Annotated in this window: 17 protein-coding genes; 10 read left to right on the top strand and 7 right to left on the bottom strand. The window is 45.9% G+C overall.

The window, feature by feature from the left end; translation table 11 throughout:
* Positions 1 to 41 precede the first annotated feature (41 nt).
* Both dinG and AC58PQ_RS01590 read left to right on the top strand, forming a co-directional pair.
* Positions 42 to 2900 carry an ATP-dependent DNA helicase DinG gene (dinG, locus tag AC58PQ_RS01595; RefSeq protein WP_497240245.1) on the top strand — a complete coding sequence of 953 codons (2859 nt, stop codon included), beginning with the start codon at positions 42 to 44 and terminating at the stop codon, positions 2898 to 2900.
* 4 nt (positions 2901 to 2904) lie between these two features.
* Entirely contained in the window at positions 2905 to 3525 is a 621-nt protein-coding gene (locus AC58PQ_RS01590) for a redox-sensing transcriptional repressor Rex (protein WP_497240244.1), read from the top strand.
* A gap of 168 nt (positions 3526 to 3693) precedes the next feature.
* Here AC58PQ_RS01590 and AC58PQ_RS01585 read toward each other — a convergent pair whose 3' ends face one another.
* Both AC58PQ_RS01585 and AC58PQ_RS01580 read right to left on the bottom strand, forming a co-directional pair.
* The gene (locus AC58PQ_RS01585) at positions 3694 to 4695 is read right to left on the bottom strand and encodes an inorganic phosphate transporter (RefSeq protein ID WP_497240243.1); all 1002 of its coding nucleotides are present in this window, start codon (positions 4693 to 4695) and stop codon (positions 3694 to 3696) included.
* A 62-nt stretch (positions 4696 to 4757) separates the two neighbouring features.
* Positions 4758 to 5384, bottom strand: coding sequence for a DUF47 domain-containing protein (locus AC58PQ_RS01580; RefSeq protein WP_497240242.1), 627 nt, complete (start codon positions 5382 to 5384; stop codon positions 4758 to 4760).
* A 258-nt stretch (positions 5385 to 5642) separates the two neighbouring features.
* Between AC58PQ_RS01580 and AC58PQ_RS01575 the strand changes: the two genes are divergently transcribed.
* The 8 genes from AC58PQ_RS01575 to AC58PQ_RS01540 all read left to right on the top strand — a co-directional run bounded on the left by AC58PQ_RS01575 (position 5643) and on the right by AC58PQ_RS01540 (position 13960).
* Positions 5643 to 6938, top strand: coding sequence for an amidohydrolase (locus AC58PQ_RS01575; RefSeq protein WP_497240241.1), 1296 nt, complete (start codon positions 5643 to 5645; stop codon positions 6936 to 6938).
* 43 nt (positions 6939 to 6981) lie between these two features.
* Positions 6982 to 7470: a cell wall elongation regulator TseB-like domain-containing protein gene (locus tag AC58PQ_RS01570; RefSeq protein ID WP_497240240.1), complete on the top strand. Its 489-nt coding sequence runs from the start codon at positions 6982 to 6984 to the stop codon at positions 7468 to 7470.
* A 147-nt stretch (positions 7471 to 7617) separates the two neighbouring features.
* Positions 7618 to 8154 (top strand): hypothetical protein, encoded by a 537-nt coding sequence (locus AC58PQ_RS01565; protein ID WP_497240239.1) that lies wholly within the window; start codon positions 7618 to 7620, stop codon positions 8152 to 8154.
* On the top strand, positions 8147 to 9652 hold the full coding sequence (locus AC58PQ_RS01560; RefSeq protein ID WP_497240238.1) for an AAA family ATPase: 1506 nt from the start codon (positions 8147 to 8149) through the stop codon (positions 9650 to 9652). Before AC58PQ_RS01565 ends, AC58PQ_RS01560 begins: the two co-directional genes overlap by 8 nt.
* Before the next feature lie 144 nt (positions 9653 to 9796).
* A complete protein-coding gene (locus AC58PQ_RS01555) occupies positions 9797 to 10669 on the top strand; it encodes a 3-hydroxyacyl-CoA dehydrogenase family protein (protein WP_497240237.1) in 873 nt (290 codons plus the stop codon).
* Entirely contained in the window at positions 10666 to 11874 is a 1209-nt protein-coding gene (locus AC58PQ_RS01550) for an acetate kinase (RefSeq protein WP_497240236.1), read from the top strand. The genes AC58PQ_RS01555 and AC58PQ_RS01550 overlap by 4 nt, the downstream gene beginning before the upstream one ends.
* Before the next feature lie 65 nt (positions 11875 to 11939).
* Entirely contained in the window at positions 11940 to 13235 is a 1296-nt protein-coding gene (gene asnS / locus AC58PQ_RS01545) for an asparagine--tRNA ligase (RefSeq protein ID WP_497240621.1), read from the top strand.
* Between the two features lie 38 nt (positions 13236 to 13273).
* The gene (locus AC58PQ_RS01540) at positions 13274 to 13960 is read left to right on the top strand and encodes a DnaD domain-containing protein (protein ID WP_497240235.1); all 687 of its coding nucleotides are present in this window, start codon (positions 13274 to 13276) and stop codon (positions 13958 to 13960) included.
* Positions 13961 to 14089: 129 nt separating this feature from the next.
* On the opposite strand, the gene mtnB is transcribed toward AC58PQ_RS01540, so the two are convergent.
* Genes mtnB through AC58PQ_RS01515 form a run of 5 tightly spaced genes read right to left on the bottom strand, consistent with a single transcriptional unit; the run spans position 14090 to position 18853 of the window.
* Positions 14090 to 14725: a methylthioribulose 1-phosphate dehydratase gene (gene mtnB / locus AC58PQ_RS01535; protein ID WP_497240234.1), complete on the bottom strand. Its 636-nt coding sequence runs from the start codon at positions 14723 to 14725 to the stop codon at positions 14090 to 14092.
* Entirely contained in the window at positions 14722 to 15384 is a 663-nt protein-coding gene (locus AC58PQ_RS01530; RefSeq protein WP_497240233.1) for a 2-hydroxy-3-keto-5-methylthiopentenyl-1-phosphate phosphatase, read from the bottom strand. The genes mtnB and AC58PQ_RS01530 overlap by 4 nt, the downstream gene beginning before the upstream one ends.
* Complete coding sequence (locus AC58PQ_RS01525; RefSeq protein WP_497240232.1) at positions 15381 to 16649, bottom strand: 2,3-diketo-5-methylthiopentyl-1-phosphate enolase; 1269 nt, start codon at positions 16647 to 16649, stop codon at positions 15381 to 15383. Before AC58PQ_RS01525 ends, AC58PQ_RS01530 begins: the two co-directional genes overlap by 4 nt.
* Positions 16650 to 16708: 59 nt before the next feature.
* On the bottom strand, positions 16709 to 17578 hold the full coding sequence (gene proC / locus AC58PQ_RS01520; protein ID WP_497240231.1) for a pyrroline-5-carboxylate reductase: 870 nt from the start codon (positions 17576 to 17578) through the stop codon (positions 16709 to 16711).
* 27 nt (positions 17579 to 17605) lie between these two features.
* Positions 17606 to 18853, bottom strand: coding sequence for a glutamate-5-semialdehyde dehydrogenase (locus AC58PQ_RS01515; RefSeq protein WP_497240230.1), 1248 nt, complete (start codon positions 18851 to 18853; stop codon positions 17606 to 17608).
* Between the last annotated feature and the right edge of the window lie 2 nt (positions 18854 to 18855).

Genomic DNA, 18855 nt, shown 5'->3' with positions numbered 1-18855 from the left:
GCTAGGAGAAGTGCAGGACGAAGGGATTGAAGATAGACGTTATGAAATTTGCAGTTTTGGATTTTGAAACGACAGGAAGTCAGCCTGGGGACGAAATTATTCAGGTTGGACTCGTCATCATAGATCAATTTGAAATTACAGACAGGTATACTTCTCTGGTGAACCCAGGGATCAGTATACCTTCTTCGATTACAACCTTAACGGGGATAACGAATGGAATGGTTGCTAACGCACCGTCACTCGATTCAGTGATGTCTGACATGTTTCCTTTGCTGTTTGACTGTGTGCTTGTTGCGCATCAAGCGGCATTTGACTTGTCTTTCTTACAACGAGGACTAACGAGAACGGGATATCCGCCATTCTCAGGACGCGTTCTGGACACTATGGATATGCTGCGGATCTTGTTTCCGTCCATCTCCAGTCTTCAACTAAGCATGGTGGCTGCCCTATTTGGCATAGACCATGAAAGACCGCATCAAGCGGACAGTGACGCGGAAGTCACGGCTTTGATTTGGATCCAATGCCTGAATCGTTTATTGGGACTGCCTCTCTTGACCGTACAAAGGTTGAACAACATTTTCGAAAACGGTAACACCGATTTAGGTTGGTTTCTGGGCGAAATTTGTTTATATAAAGAGTCAGTGACGGCTGTAGATATGGATACGAATCGTTACTTCCGTCAATTTACACTGAATGTGACGGATTGGGGCGATGAAGAGGAGCTGCGCTCGGAATTCGAAGTAACAGAAGCATTGGGCGCATCTTTTCAAGTATTTCAGCAGGGATTGAAATCCGCGCTCCAGCAACGATTTGAGGTCTATGAGGATCGTGAATCGCAGGATCAAATGATTCTGGAAGTAGAGAAATCTCTTGAGGCTGATCAGCATTTGATGATCGAAGCAGGAACAGGCACGGGTAAATCACTTGGATACTTAATCCCATCGATTTACTACGGCTTGAAATATGAGAAGAAAGTGGTTGTTTCGACTCATACGATTAATTTACAGGAGCAGCTTCGCGAGCGAGATATTCCTTTATTAAAAGAAATCTTTCCTGTGCCATTTAAAGCCGCAGTCCTCAAGGGAAGAAGTCACTATCTGTGTCTTCGCAAATTTGAAACGAAGCTGACCACGCGGGATTATGAGAATGGTAGGGAAGACCCTATAACGGCCGCGCAAATGGTGGTCTGGCTAAGTGAAACGGAACATGGAGACGAAGAAGAATTACATTTTGGTAACAAAGGTGCCCAGTTCTGGTACACGGTTGCGAGTGATACGGATTCATGCTTAAACCGAATGTGCCCTTGGTATAAGAAGTGCTTCTATCATCGCGCTCGTAATGATGCCAACACGGCTGATGTGATCATTACGAACCATTCCCTCCTCTTTACAGATATGAAGGCTGAGAACCGCCTTCTACCGTCCTACAAGCAGCTCGTGATTGATGAGGCGCATCACTTTGAAGAAGTAGCGAGTAAGCACCTAGGAATTGAGCTGCATGCTTCTGCATTCTATCATTCCTTATTGTGGCTGTATAAGGATAACCGAAGCGGCCAGCTTCCCATGCTGCGTTTCCGATTACAGAAATCGGATGAAGCGCAAGAGCGTGTAGCAGGTTGGAGTCAAACCATCGATGGATTATTCCCGAAAATCATCTCGATCAAAGAAGATTGGGAACGTTTAAGCGAAGCCCTGTATGAGTTGGTTTCTTCAGGCAGTGATCCTTCCCAATCGGAAACTTCACAATATGTGCTCCGGTTGAAGCCAGATACGCTGCCTTCTAATTGGCGTGAACTGCTAATTATGGAGGATAACATTTATCTGAATGCGAATGATCTTCTGCGAACCTTGGATAAATTGTTGAATGAATTGAAGGAGCATCAAGACGGACTTGGTGTACAAGGGTTAGTGACCGATCTGAATGGTACAGTGAAGGAACTGTATGCCCATCGTGATTCGCTTCATTTCTTTATGAAAATGGCAGACGAAGGTTATGTGTATTGGATCGAAGCCGGCACCTATGCGAAAGCCAAATCGGTCCAGCTTAATTCCGTACCAACAGATGTAAGCGGCTTGCTGCAGCAGCATTTCTTTGAAACAAAAGATAGTATCATCCTGACTTCTGCGACACTCTCTGTGAATAAATCGTTCCAATACTCGGCGGAGCAATTAGGGTTAGCTATTCCTGCGGATGAAGAGTCGGGCAAGCTGAAAACTGTTCAATTGCCATCTCCTTTTAACTACCGGGAGCAAGCACTGGTTGTAATTCCACGTGATTTCCCAACGATTAAAGGAGCGGGCGATCCTGTTTTCATTGAAGCACTTATCGCTTCCCTGAGTGATGTGGCACAGGTGACAAAGGGTAGAATGTTAGTCCTATGTACGTCGAATCGGATGCTGAAGCTTGTTCATGCAGGTATGAAGGAGAAGCTGAGTCCTCATGGCATCACAGTGCTCGGACAGGGTGTTGACAGCGGCAATCGCAGCAAGTTGACCCGTATGTTCCAAGATAACAAAATGTGCGTGCTGTTAGGCACCAGCTCGTTCTGGGAGGGTGTGGATATCCCAGGTGATGCACTTAGTTGTCTGGCGATTATACGTCTGCCCTTTCAACCGCCAAATCATCCACTTGTTGAAGCCAAATGCGAAAATATTAAGAAACGGAATGAGAATCCGTTCATGAAATTTTCTGTGCCGCAGGCCGTTATTCGGTTTAAGCAGGGCTTTGGTCGTCTTGTTCGGAGAGCGTCAGACAAAGGGATCGTTATTATCTATGATACACGTGTTATCGAAACGTATTATGGCAAGCACTTCCTCTATTCGTTGCCTGGTCCGAAGATCGAGCACATGACGTGCGAACAAATGCTGCCGAGGATTGAGCAATGGATGGGGGGAGCCTAAATACGTGAAAAGTCAAAAAATTTCGGAAGCAGTTGTCCGCAGATTACCCATTTATTTGCGTTATTTAAACGAATTACAATTAAATAATGTATCAACCGTGTCTTCTCAGGATTTAGGTCAGAAGCTGGATCTGAATCCTGCTCAGATTCGAAAGGATTTGGCTTATTTCGGAGAGTTTGGCAAAAAAGGAATCGGTTATGATATTAATTATTTAGTTGAGAAAATTCGGCAGATCCTTAAGTTAGATCGACATATTCAAGTTGCGCTCGTTGGAGCAGGAAATCTAGGCAGAGCTTTATGCAATTATAATACGTACTTACGTAATGATATGAAAATTGTAGCGTTGTTCGATGCGATGCCTGCTAAGACAGGCGAAGTTATTAATAACTTAGTTGTACTTCCTATGGATAAAATGAAATCAGTTTTGGCTGAACTTGGCGTTCGAATCGGTATTATTACCGTGCCTGCGAACGAAGCACAAAATGTAGCCAATGAATTCGTTGCTTGTGGCATTGAAGCTATCTTGAATTTTGCACCTGTCATCATTAAAGTACCACCGGATGTACGCGTGCATTACGCGGATTTTACAACAGAACTACAAAGCTTGGCCTACTATCTCGATTAGCATGAAAAAGGCACGACCCGCGCAGCTTCAGCGGGTCGTGCCTTTTGATATTGACCACAATAGAAAGTATAAGTTTTCGGATTCCGAAAATATCTTTCTATTTGGCGATAAAACCTTCCTCTAAACGCGGTCGCTCATCCTTGAATTGCCTCGATAGAGGTTTTCTCATTACATGATTAAGCGGAATATCGTAAAGTATAGCGTGTACGCAAGCACCATGGAAATAGGAATCGTAATGATCCAAGTGATTAACATGCGACCAACAGTACCCCATTGAACTTCATGGAAACGCATGACACTGCCAGTTCCGATAATCGCGGAGGAGATAACATGCGTCGTTGATAATGGTTTACCAATGAAGGTTGAGAATTGAATAACGATCGATGACGTTAAGTCGGCGGCAAAGCCGTTAATCGGTTCAATTTTCACGATTTTACCTGATACGGTTTTAATAATACGCCATCCACCAATCGAGGTTCCAAGTCCCATCGCAAGTGCGGCAGAGATTTTAACCCAGAGAGGTACATTTAAATCGTCTTGCACGCCGGCTGCAACGAGACCAAATACGATTATACCCATCGCCTTTTGTGCATCGTTACCACCATGGGAATACGAAAGTAATCCCGCAGATAGGATTTGTAAGGTACGAAATCCACGATTTAGCTTGGATCTAGATGTATTACCTGACCAAATAACGATATATTTGATCAACACCATGATGAGATAACCTAGAACGAAAGCAATGATAGGCGATAAAATAAGAATAATAATAATTTGCGTAAAGCCACTCCAATTCACGCCGTTAAAGCCTGCGCCCGCAATGACGGCACCAGCTAAAGCACCAAGTAGCGTGTGAGAGGAGGAAGATGGTATGGACAGATACCAAGTTAGCAAGTTCCAAATGATAGCCGCGAGTAAAGCAGCAATAACGACTTCAACACCGTTCTCGATCTTAGCGGGATTGGCGATACTTCCGCCAACCGTTTTGGCTACTTCAGAGGAAACCATAGCTCCCACAAAATTTAGAGTAGCTGCCATGATAATCGCAACACGAGGGCTTAACGCCCGTGTAGATATCGAAGTTGCAATTGCATTGGCCGTATCATGGAATCCATTGATGAAGTCGAATAGTAAAGCTAGTGCAACGATAACGATCAAATAAATTAACATGAATTCCTCCTTGCGTTTTCCAGTTGGAAAACATTCTTCGTACACATAGACATCTTGTTATCTTATGAGTAACGAAGGACTACGCTATCTAGAATATTTGCGACATCTTCGCAAGCATCGGTTGTTTCTTCAAGACGCTCATAAATTTCTTTGAGTTTAAAATCTTCGTACACGTCTTTACGTGTGATAAAGATTTGACGGATTCCTTCGCGCATCAAGCGATCACCATCATTTTCAAGCTTGTTTATAGCAACGGTATGCTCGGGAATTTGCATATACTTTTTCTTAGCCAACAGCTTGAAGGCATCTAACATATGTTGACAGGAGTCTACAATCACGCCTGAGAAATCTTTCATGTAGGTATCCGTATGAGAAACATTCAAATAGTCGAAACGAGCAATCGTTGCTTCAATACCATCTGTGACATCATCCACTTTGGAAGCCAGTACCATAATATCTTCCCGATCGATCGGGGTAATAAATACTTTGTTCAAACCTTTAAAGATGTCATGCGTAATTGAGTCGCCTGCATGCTCCAAATCATGAATCGCTTTAACGTATTCAATTGGCGGCTTATCACCCATCATAGCGGTGCGAAACAATTGTGCTGTTTGCAAGGCATTCTCTGCAGCACGGATGAGAAGTTGCAAGAAATCGACTTCGTTCTTTCTGCTGAATAACGTTGTCATAGAATCCTCCTAATTTTTACTATATGTACAAGTTTTTAAACGAATTTGTAAATCGAAAATGACCAAATTGTAGAAAAAACTCACAATGTTTAAAGTATCATATACATTAGGTCTAAAGCAACGAAAATTCCGTGACATTTTACAATTTCTTAACATCATTGGGATCATGCGCAGCTTCCTTGATTTTACAAGCTTGAAGATGTAAAGTTTATGGAGCAGCAGTTGTTTATAGAATGAGCATAGAGAGGGTTTTTTACTATGAAAAAAACATTAATTTCGAATGGTATTTTTATTTCTAATAAGGAAGACAAAACATCCATTAAGGGCTGCATGGTTATCGAAGGCAGTCAGATTACATACATCGGTGAAGACGTTCCAGAACGGCTTGAAAACTATGATGAAGTGATTGATGGGACTAATAAGTTGTACATGCCAGGGCTAGTGAATACGCATGGACATGCCGCAATGTCGCTACTGCGCGGATATGGTGATGATCTTGCATTGCAAGTGTGGTTAGAGGAAAAAATGTGGCCGATGGAAGGTAAATTCACTTCGCAGGATGTCAAATGGGGAACGCGTTTGTCGATTCTTGAAATGATCAAAGGCGGGACAACGACATTTGTCGATATGTACGACCATATGAATGAAGTCGCATTAGCCGTTCAAGATTCTGGTATGCGCGGCGTATTGACCCGCGGAGTGATCGGACTATGTCCGCCAGATGTACAAACAGCTAAGCTCATTGAAGCGACAGAATTCGCAAAAAATTGGCATGGTAAGGCGGATGGTAGAATTACGACAATGATGTCGCCGCATGCGCCATATACATGTCCGCCAGATTATATCGAGCGTATTGTACAAGCTGCCCATGATCTCAATCTGCCGATTCATACACATATGTCGGAAACTCGACGTGAAGTCGAAGGTAATGTGGAGCAGTACGGTGCAAGACCCGTTGCTCACTTGGAAAAGCTAGGCGTGTTTACACGTCCAACGCTTGTCGCGCATGGCGTTCATTTGAATGATGAAGAAATTGCCATTCTCCACAAGTATGATGTTCGTGTTTCCCATAACCCAGGCAGTAATCTGAAACTTGCGAGCGGTGTTGCCCGTTTACCAGAATTACTGCGTGCAGGAGTTAAGGTTTCCTTAGGTACAGATGGCGCGGCATCCAACAATAATTTAGACATGTTTGAGGAAATGCGTCTGGCTGCTCTGATTCATAAGGGAGTCACGGGCGATCCATTAGCTGTTCCTGCTAGGGAAGCCTTACTGCTCGGAACGCGTATGGGGGCAGAATCCATTTGGTTGGAAGACGTTGGATTACTTGAGTCTGGCATGAAGGCAGACTTCATTGCACTGGATATTGATCAACCGCATTTCTTACCTAAAACAGACTTTGTTTCTCACATTGTATATTCCGCTTGTGCGAAGGATGTCGTTGATGTATGTGTAGATGGCAATTGGATCGTACGTAAAGGTGAATGTCTAACACTAGATGAAGAGAAAATTAAACGTGAATTTGAACGATGCTTTGATAACCTAATAGGCTAATGCATAGGTTGAGTATTTGGACCTGGGGAGGTGCGCGGCGTTCATGAATGCGAAGCGAACAATTACACTTGGCGTTTTTATTGTCGCAACGCTGGGTGTTGTGCTTAGCCGATTCTATCTCAATGTGCAGAATGAACACTGGGATGAGAAGCGTGTGGCTGTTGAAAAAGCCTATGCGGGCAGCATGATGACGAAGGCTTCGAAGGTAGATTTTTTCTACGGTGATGAGGCATTTCAGATTGTATATGGGGAAAATAAGCTCGGACAGAGCTTAATTGCTTGGGTGTCCGACCAAGAAGTTCATACGGAAATGACGGAGGAAGCCTTCACAGCGGAGCAAGCACGAGCTGCTGTTGTGAAAAAGACGCCTAGCAGCCAAATTGAGCGTGTTATGCCAGGCAAGTTAGGAAATGACTATGTCTGGGAAGTGTTTTATAAGACGACGGATGATAGGGGTACAAGGCATTTCTATGATTATTACAAGTTCAATGAGGGTACCTACATAGATACTTGGCGGCTCAGTCTTCAATAAGAAGGCTGGGCTTTTTCTTTGTGGAGGTAGTGTTGTTTCGTGTTTCCACTGTTTACATAAGGCATGGAATGTATACCTTATGCTATACTAGTCGTATTGCTTTAGAAGCGAAAAAATATAGCTACACAGAAAGGTGGACGCCAATCCATGAAGATGAAGCTGCGCCTTTTACCTGTTATTTTGAGCGTGATTATTTCGGCCGGAGTACTTTTTGGAGGCTGGTTCGCCTATACAAGCTTTGCGATGGAAAATCCATTATCACATATAATTAGTAATGCTCCGGGTGTTACTAGCTCAACAATGAAGCTTTCTTCCAATCAAGTGAACATTGAATTGAGTTTAAAGTCTGACGCTAATTTACGAAATGTCGTTGAACAAATAAAGGAAGAAGGCGCCTCGATTATCGGGAATCGGTCTGTAAATATAAATGTAAAGAATCAATCGTCAGAGAAGCTGGACAAATGGTGGTCCAAAGCGTTATTTGAGGTGGCTCAGGCGATGGAAACGAAGCATTATGCGGATATTCCAACAACATTACAGAAATATGCAGATGGTGTACCTACAATAAAAGTAGATAGTGAAATGGATGAGCATAACGTGTACATTCGACTAACAGATGGTGATGCGACGAAATTTATCATGCTGCCAAGAATCTCCCAGATCGGAGTGTGGCCGAATGAGTAAAATATATAAGGAAATTGGTATTGGATTTATTCCTGTGCTGCTTGTATTTCTAGCCTTTCAAGGTATAAACGTGCTTCCAATCATATTCGTAAGTGCGCTTGGTATTACGTTTTTCTATATGATGAAAACCCGCGGCGGAATTGGAACTGCTGCAGGAGGCGGAGATCGAAAAAGCAAGAATCGGACGCCATCTTTTTTGACATTTGATGAAATTGGCGGGCAAGATCGTGCGAAGAAAGAATTGATGGAAGCTCTTGATTTCTTGATTAAACATGAGGAAATTAAGAAGCTAGGTATTCGTCCATTGAAAGGTTTATTACTAACAGGTCCTCCAGGAACAGGGAAAACCTTAATGGCGAAAGCATCCGCGCATTATACGAACTCCGTTTATATGGCTGCTTCAGGTAGTGAGTTTGTCGAGATGTATGTGGGTGTCGGTGCAAGCCGCGTACGTGATTTATTTAAAGAAGCTAGAGCTCGTGCTGTCAAAGAGGGCAAGGATAATGCGATTATTTTTATTGATGAGATCGATGTGATCGGTGGTAAAAGGGAAGGCGGACAACAGCGTGAGTATGACCAAACATTGAATCAACTGTTAACCGAAATGGATGGCATTCATACACATGAAGCGCCGCGCATTCTCATTATTGCTGCGACGAATCGTAAGGAAATGTTGGATAGCGCGTTATTGCGTCCAGGTCGATTTGATCGTCATATTGAGGTTGATCTGCCAGACAAGAAAGGTCGTCTAGCCATTCTAGCTATTCATGCCAAAAATAAGCCGCTTGCAGAAGGTGTATCACTGGATCAAACAGCCGATCAAACCTTTGGATTCTCAGGTGCTCAGCTGGAAGGTGTGCTTAATGAGGCAGCTATTTATGCCATGCGTGAAGATAAGCCAGCGATTGAGCAGCCTCATTTGGCTTCGGCGATTGATAAGGTTATGATGGGTGAACGAACAGATAAAGAAACGGCGAATGATGAGAAAGAACGTGTGGCTTATCATGAATTAGGCCATGCTATTATTGCAGAGCTAGTTCGTCCAGGATCCGTTTCACAGGTTACCGTTAGTCCGCGAGGGAAAGCGTTAGGGTATGTGCGTCATAATCCGCCACAGGATCATTATTTATATACGAAGGATTATATCGAAGATCAGATTATGATTGCCCTTGGTGGTGCAGCAGCGGAAGAAATGATCTATGGCGGTCGCAGTACCGGTTCTCGTAACGATTTCGAGCAATCCCTTTCGATGGTTCGTAATATGATGGACGCTGGACTCACTAGCTTAGGAATTATTGATCGTGAGATGGTGACGAAGGAACAGCTAATGAAAGAAAATGCAGCTATTCTGGATGCATTGATGCTTCGTACGAAAAAGATGTTAGAGGATCAGCGGGGAATTTTCAAGCATGCTTTTGCTATTTTGATGAAGGAAGAAGTGCTTTCAGGAGATACATTTAGAACCTTATTTGACGCCTCGGTGTCACAAAGTGCATAATAATGACCGTTGGCCAATTAGGCCAGCGGTTCTTGTCTTTACCTTCAGCATGACTTATACATATAATTATTAGGAAGACTTCATAAGATCGATGAACATGTGTAATTTCCGTGGGGAAATGAATGGAAGAAGGAGTAACAGGCTATGATGTTCAGAACAATTGGTGTAATCGGCGGCGGAACGATGGGGCAGGGTATTTCCGAAATGCTTGCAGCCCGGGGACTTGATGTGATTCTTGCCGAAAAATCAACAGATAAGCTGGATCGAGCAATTGAGCAGATCACGGTAAGCTTAGATAAACAAATTGAGCGATGGGCTTTGACAGAAGCAGAGAAGAAATCCATCCTCTCGAAAATTAAGAAAGCACACTCGATTCAGGACATGGCGTCTTGCGAGCTTGTTATTGAAACGATATCAGAAGACTTGAATGCGAAAAAGCATATCTTTTTCCAACTCAATCAAATATGCTCGCCTCATATCATTCTTGCAACCAATACCTCTACGTTAAGTGTAACGGAGATTGCTGCCATTACAACGCATCCAGAGCGTGTGATCGGTTTACATTTTCTGCATCCGGTTGCGAAGGTGAATCTTGTTGAAATCGTTCGGGCCATGAAAACATCCGATGAAACTTATAACCATTCGCGTCAGTTTGTGGACGAATTGTTGCAAAAGAAAAGTATCAAAGTCAATGAATCGCCGGGTTATATTACGACGAGACTGATTTGCACTTTGATTAATGAGGCGCTGCACACCTTATCAGAAGGTGTCGCCTCCGCGGAAGATATCGATCAAGCCATGCGCATTGGCTATGACTTCAAGCATGGGCCACTGGAGATGTGCGATCGCTTCGGGCTTGATGCTGTGTTGGCAGCACTCGAAGGGATGTTCCGTGAATACGGCGATATCAAATATCGGCCATCATATATGCTGAAGCAAATGGTTCGTGCGGGGCATCTCGGCGCGAAGACAGGAGAAGGCTTTTTCCGATATGACAAGGATGGTGACCGATTATGAATATTCTTGTGATCAATGCTGGCAGCTCATCAGTGAAATACCAGCTGTATGATATGGAAAATGCGACTGTGCTTGCCAAAGGCAGAGTGGAACGCATCGGGATGGATACGGCTATCCTCATGCATGAACCTGCTGACAAACCAGAATTTCATAAGGTTGATGAAATTCTGGAGCATACAACCGCCATCCGTCGCGTGCTAGATGTTCTTGTACATCCCGAACATGGTGTACTTTCGGCCATTTCGCAGATCGATGCCGTTGGTCACCGTGTCGTCCACGGCGGCGAATCGTTCAAGAACTCCGTCCTCGTCACCGACGAGGTGAAGAAGGAGATCCGGCGTCTCTTCGATTTGGCGCCGCTGCATAACCCGGCGCATATGCTTGGCATCTCTGCGGTGGATGCAAATATGCCTGGTGTGCCGCAGGCTGTCGTCTTCGACACCGCCTTCCATCAGTCGATGCCGGCGAAGGCCTACTTGTATCCGGTGCCGATGGCGCTCTACCGTAAGCATAAGGTGCGCCGCTACGGTTTCCACGGTACGTCGCACAAGTATGTCAGCGAGCGTGCCGCAGCCATCCTAGGACGCCCGCTGGAGCAGCTGAAGCTCATTACCTGTCACATTGGTAATGGAGCTTCCTGCGCCGCTGTATGGGGCGGCCAGTCGGTTGACACGAGCATGGGGATGACCCCGCTCGAGGGGTTGATGATGGGCACGCGCAGCGGCGATCTCGATCCGGCCATCGTCCCCTATGTGATGGGCAAGGAGGATTTGACGATCGGCGAGGTGAGCTCCATGCTGAATAAGCATAGCGGCCTGCAGGCGATCTCGGGGATCTCCAGCGATATGCGGGAGATCGTAGAAGCGATGGAAGCGGGCGATAAGAACGCTGGCCTCGCTTTTGAGATGTATGCGTATCGGCTGCGCAAATATATCGGGGCTTACGCCGCAGCGATGAATGGCGTCGATGCGATTGTTTTTACGGCAGGTGTCGGCGAGAATTCTGCGCCTCTGCGTCAAGCGGTATGCGAGGGATTGAGCTTCCTTGGTGTTAATTTGGATGGGGAAGCGAACACGCAAGGGAGAGGCATGGAGAAGCGTATAACAAAAGCTGGCTCAAGGGTTGAAGTGCTTGTGATTCCAACGAATGAGGAATGGGTTATCGCTCAGGATACCTATCGTCTCGTTCATTCACAACCCCGCTGATTCTTTCTTGGAAATCGGGAAATAGTGTACAATAGAGAAGATCTTCAGTTCTAGGGAGGAAGGATATCCAAATGAAAAGTACAATAGGTGAAGTTAAACATCATGTCGGCGAGTCAGTCACCATCGGCTGTTGGCTAAACAAGAAACGCTCAAGCGGTAAAATTCAGTTTTTGCAGCTTCGTGATGGATCGGGATACATACAAGGTGTAGTGGTAAAAAGTGAAGTGAGTGAAGAGGTGTGGGAAGCGGCTTCTAAGCTAACCCAAGAGAGCTCCTTATACATAACGGGAAAAGTGAAGGAAGATACGCGCAGTAAAGGCGGTTTTGAACTAGATGTGACAGGTGTAGAAATCATTCAAGTTACTGAAGAGTATCCGATTACACCGAAGGAGCACGGCGTAGATTTCCTTATGGACAATCGTCATCTGTGGATTCGGAGCCCGCGTCAGCGTGCGGTACTTGTGATTCGCGCAGAAATTATTAAAGCCGTTCAAGCATTCTTTAATGACCGCGGCTTTCATTTGGTGGATCCGCCGATCTTGACGCCTTCCTCCTGTGAAGGAACGACCAATTTGTTCCACACCAAATATTTTGATGAAGATGCGTTCCTAACGCAAAGTGGACAGCTATACATGGAAGCAGCAGCCATGGCACTAGGCCGCGTGTATTCCTTTGGACCTACTTTCCGTGCTGAGAAATCGAAGACTCGCAGACATTTGATCGAGTTTTGGATGATCGAGCCGGAAATGGCGTTCGTGGATCACGTGGAAAACCTTGAAGTGCAGGAACAATTCGTATCGCATATCGTGCAAACCGTTTTGGCTAATTGCCAGGCAGAGCTGGAGACATTGGAGCGGGATACCTCGAAGCTGGAGAAAATCAAAGGCAGTTTCCCACGTATTACGTACGATGAAGCTGTTGACTATTTGCAAAAAAATGGGCATGAATTCGCATGGGGTGAGGATTTCGGGGCGCCGCATGAGACAGCGATTGCTGCCCAGTATGAGACACCAGTATTCATCACACACTGGCCAACCGAGATTAAGGCGTTCTACATGAAGCCTGATCCTAGTCGTCCTGAAGTCGTACTGTGTGCCGATATGATCGCGCCAGAAGGCTATGGCGAAATTATCGGAGGCAGTCAACGGATCGATGATCCTGAATTAATGGAGCAGCGTTTCAAGGAGCATGAGCTATCCCAAGAGGCGTACCAATGGTACTTGGATCTTCGCAAATACGGCACTGTGCCGCATTCCGGCTTCGGATTAGGCTTAGAGCGTACAGTTGCTTGGATTTGCGGCTTGGATCATGTGCGTGAAACGATTCCGTTCCCACGTTTGTTATACCGTCTATACCCTTAAGTAGTGGCATTGTCCATGGGGAGAAAGGGGATCGACGCATGAGTACTCAAACGAATACACAGATGAAGATTGAAGCGATCCTGGTGAACAGCTTTTTGGAGGGGAGTGTCGCGGTACCGAGTCTGCTGCTCAAGCATTACCGTGCGCTGCTTTTGAGCGAGGTTGACGTTATGACACTCATCCATTTCATTTCTTTTGTTGAAAAGGATAAGAATAACTTCCCGACACTCGATGAAATCCAAGAGCGGATGTCAGCTTCGCCTGATGTGGTTATCGCAAGTGTGCAAAAGCTAATTCGAGAGCAGTTTATCGCGATCGACGAGGATACGCACGAAACAACAGGCTTTCGAAGTGAGCAGTACAACCTAACGCCGCTCTATAAGAAATTAGCGAAACGCGTAGCGGAGCAGCAGCTTAAAGAGTTAGCTGAAGTGGCCGCGCAAGCGCTGGCTCCTTCCGATGATCGCGTGAAAAACATTTATACTACGATCGAAAATGAATTCGCTAGGCCGCTAACGCCAATGGAACTGGAAACGATCAGCAATTGGTTAGATAAAGATATGTACAAAGAAGAGCTCATCATGATGGCGCTGAAAGAAGCGGTATTTGCCGGGAAAGTCCATTTCCGATATATTGATCGGATCTTGCTCGATTGGAGTCGTAATCGCGTTTCAACGGTGGATCAAGCCAAAGAATATTCGCAGCGGTTCCGACAGACGAGATAAGAAGACACAAGAAACAATAGAAACAAGAAAAACGTCCAATTCTTCACTCCAAAGGGAGGAAGGTTGGACGTTTTCTATTTGCAGCATCGAATTAGTCGAAAAAATCGACTAACTAGTGAGAATCGAGCTTTATTTATGCAGCAAATGCGAGCGGTACACATATTCGAATAGGAATTCGAATGCCTCAAGATGACGTTTCGCCTCAAACGCATTGGCGCCCCAAGCGTAGATCCCGTGCTTACGAAGTACGATACCCGGAATACGAGGTACAATCGCACCTTCGACAAGCGCAGCAATGCGCGGAATTTCCGCATAGTTCGGCAGGACCGGAATTTCAATCTGAGCTTCCTCGTCCCAAATGTTGAAAGCTTTGATCAACTCAACGCCATCAACTGGTATGCTCCCACGCTCACCATAAAGCTCGGAGACTAAGTTGTTGAAGATGGTATGCACATGGAAAATAGCGCCTGCACCTGTTAATCGGTAAATTTCACTATGGATTAATGTTTCCGCTGAAGGCTTCAGGCTCGTAGCTTCTGTTGGCAAGCCTTTCTCATTAACGAGAAGGAAATCCTCAGGTGTTTGGACGGATTTATCTTTACCGCTAGACGTGATAGCGAAGGTGAAAGCAGTCGGCTCATAGCCGCCAACACGCACAGATAAGTTACCGCTTGTCGCAGGAAACCATCCGCGTGCCGCTAGATTAGCCTTGATGTCACGTAAGTCAGCGAATGCACGCTGTTTTTCTTCTAGTAAAATACTCATTTGACCGGTTCAGCCTCCAATTGCTTAATAATATCGAAGAATGTTTCGAAGGGGTGGTATGCATAGCCGAGTTGATCACAACGCTCAATAAGATGTGATCTGGCAAAAATCGTATCCACAAGCTTAGCGCCTTCAAAATCGGTGATGCTGTCTCCGATAATAATTCGCTCATACCGTAGGGGATCGTATGACCGAATGATGCTTGTTTTGCACATGCCGCAATCGGTTACGCAATGAGTATCACACGGATTCGGCCATAAGATCTCGATGGTTTCCCCTTCGAAAGAGCTGGCATTGCAATAAATATGATCCTCAGGAATCGCGAACGCGCGAAGCAGCGGGTAAATAAAGAAATCGATGCCTCCGCTTGTGATCAAAAGCGTGATTCCTTGCTCCTTGCAGTAGGAGACAAACGCTTCAAAGCCATCGCGGATCGTGGCATTATGGATGGCATAATTCACAATCTCAGCCTTACGTGAGGTAGGCAGCAAGGCAAACATCGCCCCAACACCTTCACGAATGGAGATTTGCTGCGTCACAATTTGCTCGACGATGCCTTCCCAGCCTTCTGGATTGAAGTGCTTCATAATGGCTACGATGTTATCGTTAACGGTGATTGTACCGTCAAAGTCACAAAAGATAATACGTTCCTTGCTCATTCTCTAATCCCCCATGTGTCAATAGCTGATTGTAGCTCTGGATGTGTTAGGGCGTAGTCGCGCAGGGTTTTCCCTTTGAGAGTCGCGTCGATCGCTTGGCGGAACGCTTGTCCACCTGCGATGGTTCCCATCGGGTGACCGTGGATACCGCCACCAGCGTTCACGATCACATCCTGTCCGAAATCTCGCAAAATGAGCGGAACAAGACCAGGATGAATTCCCGCGGACGGAACCGGGAAGCTTGGTGCCAATTTCAATGCAACATCAGACGGAGCCTGATAAGTGTAATCTTTACGTAAATCCTGCGTTAGCAGCGCGTGCTTAATAGCCAAATTTTCTTCCTTCGGCATTACAACGGAGCCGTACGGGGAAGGGAATAACACCAAATCAGCACCAGCAAGACGCATGAGCTTGCCTAGAAGGACAGAAGGCGAGATACCGTAATGCGGTGACGGATAAGTGGCGCCAGCCAAAGCAGGATGAGCCATGATCGGAATGTTAATGTCTGGATCCGCGCTTAGTTCATGCAGAACATCAAAGCCGTAAGCCAATACATTGAAAAGCAAAGCATTTGCACCAGCCGCAATTGCTTTCTTGGCCCCAGCAGCGAGTTTGGATGTTGATCCCGTCAAATTAACCGCATAAAGCAGCTTTTGACCCGTTTCCTTCGTCGCTTGCTCGGCTGCTTCAAGACAAATAGCAATTCGTTTCTCCATCGGCGTTAACGGATTTTCGAATAAAATCTCGTCGTCCTTGATAAGATCGACGCCACCAGCGGCTTGCAAGTAAAACTGCTCGCGAAGGGCCGGCAGCTCGTACCCTACGACAGACTTGAAGATGCTCATAAGCAGCGGTCGGTCATGTACGCCAAGCAGATCACGAACACCTTGCATCCCAAATTTCGGGCCAGGGAACCCGGCAAGGAAATCGGAAGAGAAGGCGAGGTCGATCAGCTTGATTTTTCCATCCATAGACAGCTTGCCGAATACAGTCACTAACAGAGCAGGAATATCCCTGCTGTAGTTCACATCGGGATAAGCGATAGTTATATCCGCATAGCGGCCTGAAGCAGGTTCACCAAAAGCAGGCTCGTGGACTTCAACGGAAACGACTTTGCCCAGATGCTTCTCCATAGAAGCCTTCTGTGCCTCTGGCAATTCCGTCCAACTGCCAACGGTAAGACCAACGGCAATGCTTGTTGCTTTTTTATGAAAATCGGCTTTCTCATCGAAACTCCGATAGGTGGCTAAACAATAGGAACTCATAACTTACTTTCACCTGCTTTAAGTAGAATTCATACTAACTTGTAAACTGAAAAAGTGGATTAGACCGATTTGCCTACTGTGCTGGTTGCAGCAATTTGCTCGCCCATTTCCTTCGCACGTGCAGCGGAGTGGAACACAGCTTGGGCGACAGCTTCGCTGAATTGATAGCGATCTAAGGCTTCAATCGAAGCTTGTGTTGCTCCGTTAGGTGATGTAACTTTGCGGCGCAGCTCAGCCGGATCTTCCTTCGTATGCTGTACCATGTGTGCGGCACCGAGGAAAGTTTGAAGCGTTAATTGCTTCGCATCTTCTTCAGATAGACCGCCTTCAATACCCGCTTTAATCATCGCTTCCATGAAGTAGTACACATATGCAGGACCACTTCCAGAAACGCCAGTAAGAACTTCAAGCTTATCTTCGTCCACAATCGTGACGGTCCCAACAGCTTCAAACATTTGGATAGCAAACTGCTTGAATGTAGCATTAACCTTAGAGGAGAAGCTCATTCCTGTTGCGCCTAATCCAATCGTGGAAGAGGTGTTAGGCATCGTACGAACGATAGGCATGTTGGTTTGCAATAATCGTTCAGCTTTATCAATGGATAAGCCGGCAATGACGGAAATAAGCAGCTGTCCCTCGTTCAATAATGGCCCAAGCTCAGCAAAGGCAGATTCGACATCCTTAGGCTTCATGCAAAGTACAACAACGTCTGCTTCGCGAATGAACGCATCTTTCGTTACAGGATCCGAGCTTGCATGCAAGCCGTATTCGGAACGAAGAAATGCTAATCTGTCCTGGTTGGAGCGATTCATCATATATACATTCTGCGGATTAGCAACTTCTGTCTGGATGAGACCGCGGACGATGGCTTCCGCCATGGAACCTGCGCCTACAAATGCAATTTTGGCTTGTGAAATATTCGTGGACATCGGGCATTCCTCCTTAGTATATACGGCTTATTCGCGTATTTGTCCGCTTCCATAGATGCGGTATTTGGTCGAAGTTAAAGCAGGAAGTCCCATAGGACCACGTGCGTGAAGCTTCTGTGTGGAAATGCCGATCTCTGCGCCGAATCCAAACTCAAACCCATCAGTAAAGCGCGTCGAGGCATTATGGTACACCGCTGCAGCATCTACTTCCTGTAGGAATCTCTCTGCATTGGCAGTATCTTCCGTCACGATACATTCGGAGTGCATAGTCCCATAGTCACGAATGTGAGCGAGGGCCTCATCCAAGTCTTTAACAACCTTAATAGATAAAATATAATCGCCGTATTCTGTTCCCCAATCAGCCAGTTCAGCAACTAACATACTTGGAACTAAGCTTCTTGCACGCTCGTCTCCTCGTAATTCAACATGAACGCCTTGGAACGCTTCGGCAATCGCTGCTAAGTGCTTTTCAGCAATGGCTTCGTGTACAAGTAAGGTCTCCATACTATTACAAACAGAAGGACGCTGCGCTTTCGCATTAATCCCGATACGAACGGCCATATCAAGTTGTGCACTTTGATCTATAAAAGTATGACATACCCCTGCGCCTGTTTCAATGACTGGGACAGAGGCGTTATTGACAACATTTTGAATAAGTGAGTGACCGCCACGTGGAATCAGTACATCAATTAGGCCATTCAACTTCAGCATTTCATCGACAGAGCTGCGATCCGCACTAAGAATTAACTGCAGGGCATCAGCCGGAAGGGCCGATCGCTCTAGGGCTGAATGTAGTACCTCCACAATTTTCTCATTCGAAAATAGGGCAGAAGAGCCGCCACGCAGCACAACAGCGTTGCCGGTTTTAAGACATAAGCCTGCGGCATCGACCGTTACGTTCGGTCTAGCTTCATAAATAATACCTATGACGCCTAACGGTACACGGATTTTGCGGATCCGCAGACCGTTCGGGCGGTCAATAGACTCGAGCGTATCTCCAATCGGATCAGGAAGCTCTGCGATTTGACGTAGGCCTTCTGCCATCGCCGCAATGCGCGTTTCGTTCAGCGCCAGACGGTCGAGAAGAGAAGCACTGGTACCCAGCTCTTTGCCACGCTGCAGATCCTTAGCGTTAGCTTCGATGATCGCTTGCTGCTCCGTAATTAGGGCATCTGCCATAAGAAGCAAGGCTGCATTTTTTTGCTCGGTTGTGAGATTGCCCATTGCTTGGGCAGCTTGCTTGGCAAGCTTGGATTTACTTATAACTTCACTCATGG

It is taken from the genome of Paenibacillus sp. J22P143, assembly GCF_059692035.1.
This window is presented reverse-complemented; position numbering and strand designations above follow the sequence as displayed.